At 58.5% G+C, this 4436-nt stretch carries 5 protein-coding genes; 3 read left to right on the top strand and 2 right to left on the bottom strand.

The genetic code is table 11. The features are described from left to right. Window positions 1-9: 9 nt before the first annotated feature. Window positions 10-165 carry a L,D-transpeptidase family protein gene (locus AC11W3_RS14340; protein WP_484093218.1) on the top strand — a complete coding sequence of 52 codons (156 nt, stop codon included), beginning with the start codon at window positions 10-12 and terminating at the stop codon, window positions 163-165. A gap of 184 nt (window positions 166-349) precedes the next feature. On the opposite strand, the gene AC11W3_RS14335 is transcribed toward AC11W3_RS14340, so the two are convergent. Further along, window positions 350-949, bottom strand: coding sequence for a TetR/AcrR family transcriptional regulator (locus tag AC11W3_RS14335; RefSeq protein ID WP_484091883.1), 600 nt, complete (start codon window positions 947-949; stop codon window positions 350-352). 198 nt (window positions 950-1147) lie between these two features. On the opposite strand from AC11W3_RS14335, the gene scpC reads away from it, so the two are divergent. Beyond that, window positions 1148-2710 carry a succinyl-CoA:acetate CoA-transferase ScpC gene (gene scpC / locus AC11W3_RS14330; protein WP_484093217.1) on the top strand — a complete coding sequence of 521 codons (1563 nt, stop codon included), beginning with the start codon at window positions 1148-1150 and terminating at the stop codon, window positions 2708-2710. An 81-nt stretch (window positions 2711-2791) separates the two neighbouring features. On the opposite strand, the gene AC11W3_RS14325 is transcribed toward scpC, so the two are convergent. Continuing rightward, a complete protein-coding gene (locus AC11W3_RS14325; protein ID WP_484093216.1) occupies window positions 2792-3043 on the bottom strand; it encodes a CopG family ribbon-helix-helix protein in 252 nt (83 codons plus the stop codon). A 230-nt stretch (window positions 3044-3273) separates the two neighbouring features. Between AC11W3_RS14325 and AC11W3_RS14320 the strand changes: the two genes are divergently transcribed. Then, a partial coding sequence (locus tag AC11W3_RS14320) for an HD domain-containing phosphohydrolase (RefSeq protein WP_484093215.1) occupies window positions 3274-4436 on the top strand: 1163 nt, incomplete at its 3' end.

Here is a 4436-nt window from a genome sequence, read left to right as displayed (position 1 = left end):
GGTGGCGATATCGAGATCCACGGCCTGCCGGAGGGCTTCGACGACCTCGCCGATGACCACTACAGGCTCAACTGGACCAAGGGGTGCATAGCGGTCAACAACGCCGAGATGGACGAAATCTGGCAGTTCGTGGCTGACGGTACACCGATCGTGATCAAGCCTTGAGCGGAACTGACGCTGCAGTTTATTCGAAGAAATCCGGTGGAAGCTGTGGGATGTGCTGGTGCGGGGGAGGCGGGATCAAGTAGCTGAGGCTGCCGTTCCGCCCTCATCTTGCTCAAGAGGGCTGGGGCTAGGGAAGAAGGGGAGAGGCCATCAAGGCAGCGGCTGGATTCGTATCTTCAGTGGGTTAGTTCCCTATGGCAGCAACTCCCTTGGTGAATATTGCGAGATACTGGTGTATCAGGTTCTCGTCCTGATCTGGTGTATGACCAATGAGTTTCTCTGTCACCCGGGTGCTGAGAAAGAAATAGTTCACCATGCCGGCCAGGGCGATGGCCGCATTGGTGGCATTCACATCGTCCCGGAACTGCTTTTGTCTTTTTCCCTCCTCGATCACGGCCGCCATGGTGACGATGACCTCGTCGATCACGGGGAGCACGATGCTCTCGAAGAAGGCGGTCGGGTTGGTCAGTTCGCTCGTGTAAAAGCGCAGCAGGTGCGGATTGTTGCGGTGCCGCTGGAAGGTCCAGCGGAGATACTCCTCCACCATCAACACGGGATCGGAAACGCGCCGCCGGAGCTCGTGTATCTCCTGGAACGAGGCGAACTGCTGCTGCAATACGGCGGAGTAGAGCCCTTCCTTGCTGCCGAAGTGATAGGAGATCATCGAGATGCTGGTCCCCGCCTCCAGGGAAAGCTCCCGGATGCTTACCCCGTAAAGCCCCCTCTCTGCGAACAGTTTTGTCCCCACCTCTAATAGCTTCGCCCGGCAGTCGATCTTTTCCATCGTCACCCCAATTTCTCTTAATGTGCGTGACAGTAACAAAAAACTCCCTGAAATGCCAATTTTATTGCAAACAGAACGACGTACTGATATGGTGTATTCGTTTTCGAACGAACGTTCGATATGGTTTCTTTAACATAGGCAGGAGGGGAGGCGCAATGCCTTCTGCGACTGCGCACAAAAACATATCAGGAGGATCAGATGTCTGAATTGCACAACAGGATCAGGAAGTCCAGCCTTCATTCCAGGATCAAGACGGTAGACGAAGTCATCCCCATGTTCAAGAACGGGATGAACCTCGGCTGGTCGGGCTTTACCCCCGCCGGCTACCCGAAGATGGTGCCGATCGCCCTGGCCGACCACGTGGAGAAGAACAATCTGCAGGGGAAACTGAAGTTCAACCTCTTCATCGGCGCTTCGGTTGGCGTCGAGACCGAAGACCGTTGGGCATCGCTGGACATGATCGACCGTCGCTGGCCTTACCAGACCGGGAAGAACATCCAGGCCGGCATCAACGAAGGGCGCATCCGCATGGGAGACAGGCACCTCTCCATGTTCGCCCAGGATCTCGGCTACGGCTTCTACACCAAGGATAACGGCGGCCGGCTGGATATCGCGATCCTGGAGTGCTCCGCCATCACCGAGAACGGCGACCTGGTCCTGACCGCTTCCTGCGGCGCCGTACCCGAGATCGTGCAGATCGCGGACAAAGTCATCATCGAGATCAACACCTCGATCCCGAACTTCGAGGGGCTGCACGACATCGTCGAGCCGATCAATCCGCCCAACCGTCTTCCCTACCTGATCGCCAGGGTCGACGACCGTGCCGGTTCCCCCTATGTCAGGATCGACAACGACAAGATCGTTGCCATCATCGAATCCGACCGTCCCGACAACGGCCGCGCCTTCAGCGAGCAGGACGACACCTCGGAAGCGATCGCCAGGAACATCATCGAGTTCTTCTCGGCCGAGGTGAAGGCCGGGAGACTTCCGAAGAACCTGCTGCCGCTGCAGTCCGGCGTCGGTTCCATCGCCAACGCGGTCATCGGCGGTCTGGCCAACGGCCCGTTCACCGGCCTCAAGGTCTGGACCGAGGTGCTGCAGGATACCATGCTCGACTTCTTCGATTCCGGGAAGCTGGACTTCGCCTCGACCGTCTCCCTCTCCTTCTCGGTGGAAGGCTTCAAGCGCTTCTACGGCAACTGGGACAAGTACTGCAACAAGGTGATGATGCGTCCGCTCTCGATCGCCAACCATCCGGAGCCTATCCGTCGCCTGGGCTGCATCGCGATGAACACCCCGGTGGAGTTCGACATCTACGCTCACGCCAACTCCACCCTCGTTGGCGGGACCAGGATGATCAACGGCATCGGCGGCTCGGGGGACTTCCTCCGCAACGCTTATCTCTCCATCATGCACACCCCGTCGGCCCGTCCGTCCAAGACCGATCCGACCGGCATCACCTGCGTTGTACCGCACGTGCCGCATGTCGACCACACCGAGCATGACCTTGATGTCCTGGTCACCGAGCAGGGTCTCGCCGACCTGCGCGGCCTCGATCCGAAGAGCCGGGCTCAGCTGATCATCGACAAGTGTGCTCACCCCGATTACAAGCCGCTGCTGCAGGACTACTTAGACCGTGCGAAGAAGGAGTGCCTGGAGCGCAAAGCCGGCCACGAGCCGCAGATGCTCGACCGCGTCTTCAAGATGCAGGTCAACCTGGCCAAGAAGGGCACCATGAAGATCGACAGCTGGGATATCTAATTCAATCCCGCTGTGGCACCATGAAAAACGGCAGGGTAGCTTTGCGCTACCCTGCCGATTTTTTATCGTATGAAAGGTGGCCTAGCCGAGGATCTCGTTTAGCCCTTCTACCGTCTCCTCTCCGATTCCTTCCTCGGCTAAAGCTTGCTCCACAGCAGTGTCTAGTTTTGCACATTCACGGGCAAGCCGATTATGCGTCATTCGCTCAAGCTTTTCCCGGACCGCCTCTTCGATGGCGCGACTGCGATTTGGGAAAATCCGCCGGCTCACAAGCCGATCCACCTCCATCAGTATCTTTTCGTCTAACGTTACTGCAAGTTTTGCTCTGGCCACAATACCACCTCCGCACAAGGTATGATCGTATGTCATCCCAAATGGGGCTGTCAAGCCGTGAGGACGCGACGGGGGCGCCAGTGTTGCCGCGGCAGGGATGCCGCTCATGCCGCATTCCTACCATACAAGGCAATCTCACTGTCACAGCTTGGAGGGTAATGAAGTTGAGATAGACTTAACCACGGCATGACAGAGGAAGGACTGAAACAGGAACCGACCGGGGAGAAACAATGGCCATAGTGATAGACATAAGGCAGGTGGTCCTAGTCATTGCCAGCGCTGTGGATCTGGTAGGTGTTGATGATGTCCTGCACGGACGGAGGGTTGCCATTCTTGCTGTCGAATGTGCCAAGCGCCTCGGATGGGATCAGTCGCGACAGAACCTCCTCTTCGATGCCGGCCTCTTGCATGATGTGGGTGTTTCCTCGACACGGGTCCATCGCTCACTGATAACCGAGTTCGAGTGGGAGGGGGAGGGGGAGCACTGCCAGCGGGGGTATGACCTGCTGAAGGATTTCACCCCCCTGGCACATCTGGCCCCCATCCTGCGCTATCACCACCGGCACTGGAATGATTTGTCGGCCGTGGACATAAGCCCCGCCCTCGCCCAAGTGGCAAACCTGGTCTTCATGGCCGACCGCATCGATGCCAACGCAGCGCCCTACTATGCCGACAACTCGCTGCTGCTCCATACCGACGAGATAGGTAACGTCATCAAGCGCTATCGCGGCACCCTCTTCGCTCCGGAACTGGTCGACGCATTCCTTGAGGCCTCCCGCGCCGAAGCCTTCTGGCTGATCCTGAACCCCGACTTCATCCCGCAGTACGTGAACGAGATGGAGAGACAGACCAACAAACAGCCGGTGGAACTGGAGGACCTGAAAAGGTTCGCCCATATCATCGCCGAGATCGTCGACGCCAAGTCACATTTCACCACCGAGCACTCGCTGGGGGTGGCACGGCTGGCGCGCTACATCGCCGAGAGGACCGGTGTTGCCAGCGAGAAGCTCGACATGGTGGAGATCGCGGGGCTTTTGCACGACATCGGGAAGCTGCAGATCCCGGATGAAGTCTTGGAGAGCCCCCTGGCGCTTACGCCGCAGGGAAGGGCATACATGAAGAAGCACAGTTTCGCCACCTACCAGATACTGAAGCGGGTGCTCGGCCTGGAGGAGTTGGCCCGCTGGGCCTCGCAGCACCACGAGTCGCTCAACGGGACGGGGTACCCCTTTCATATGTCAGCCACCGACATCGACCTGGAAGCCCGCATCATCAAGATAGCCGACATCTACCAGGCGCTGGCCCAGAACCGGCCTTACCGCAAGCCGCTCCCTCCCTCCGAGATCGTCGAGATCCTGCGCGGCATGCAGGCGGAGATGAAGGTCGATCCGGC

Source organism: Geomonas sp., assembly GCF_056994735.1.
The sequence above is the reverse complement of the archived record's forward strand: the minus strand, read 5'-3'. Positions and strand labels throughout refer to the sequence as shown.

Coding starts and splice junctions, on each gene's coding strand:
- AC11W3_RS14335 (WP_484091883.1), bottom strand. CDS start 949: ATGGAAAAGATCGACTGCCGGGCGAAGCTATTAGAGGTGGGGACAAAA.
- scpC (WP_484093217.1), top strand. CDS start 1,148: ATGTCTGAATTGCACAACAGGATCAGGAAGTCCAGCCTTCATTCCAGG.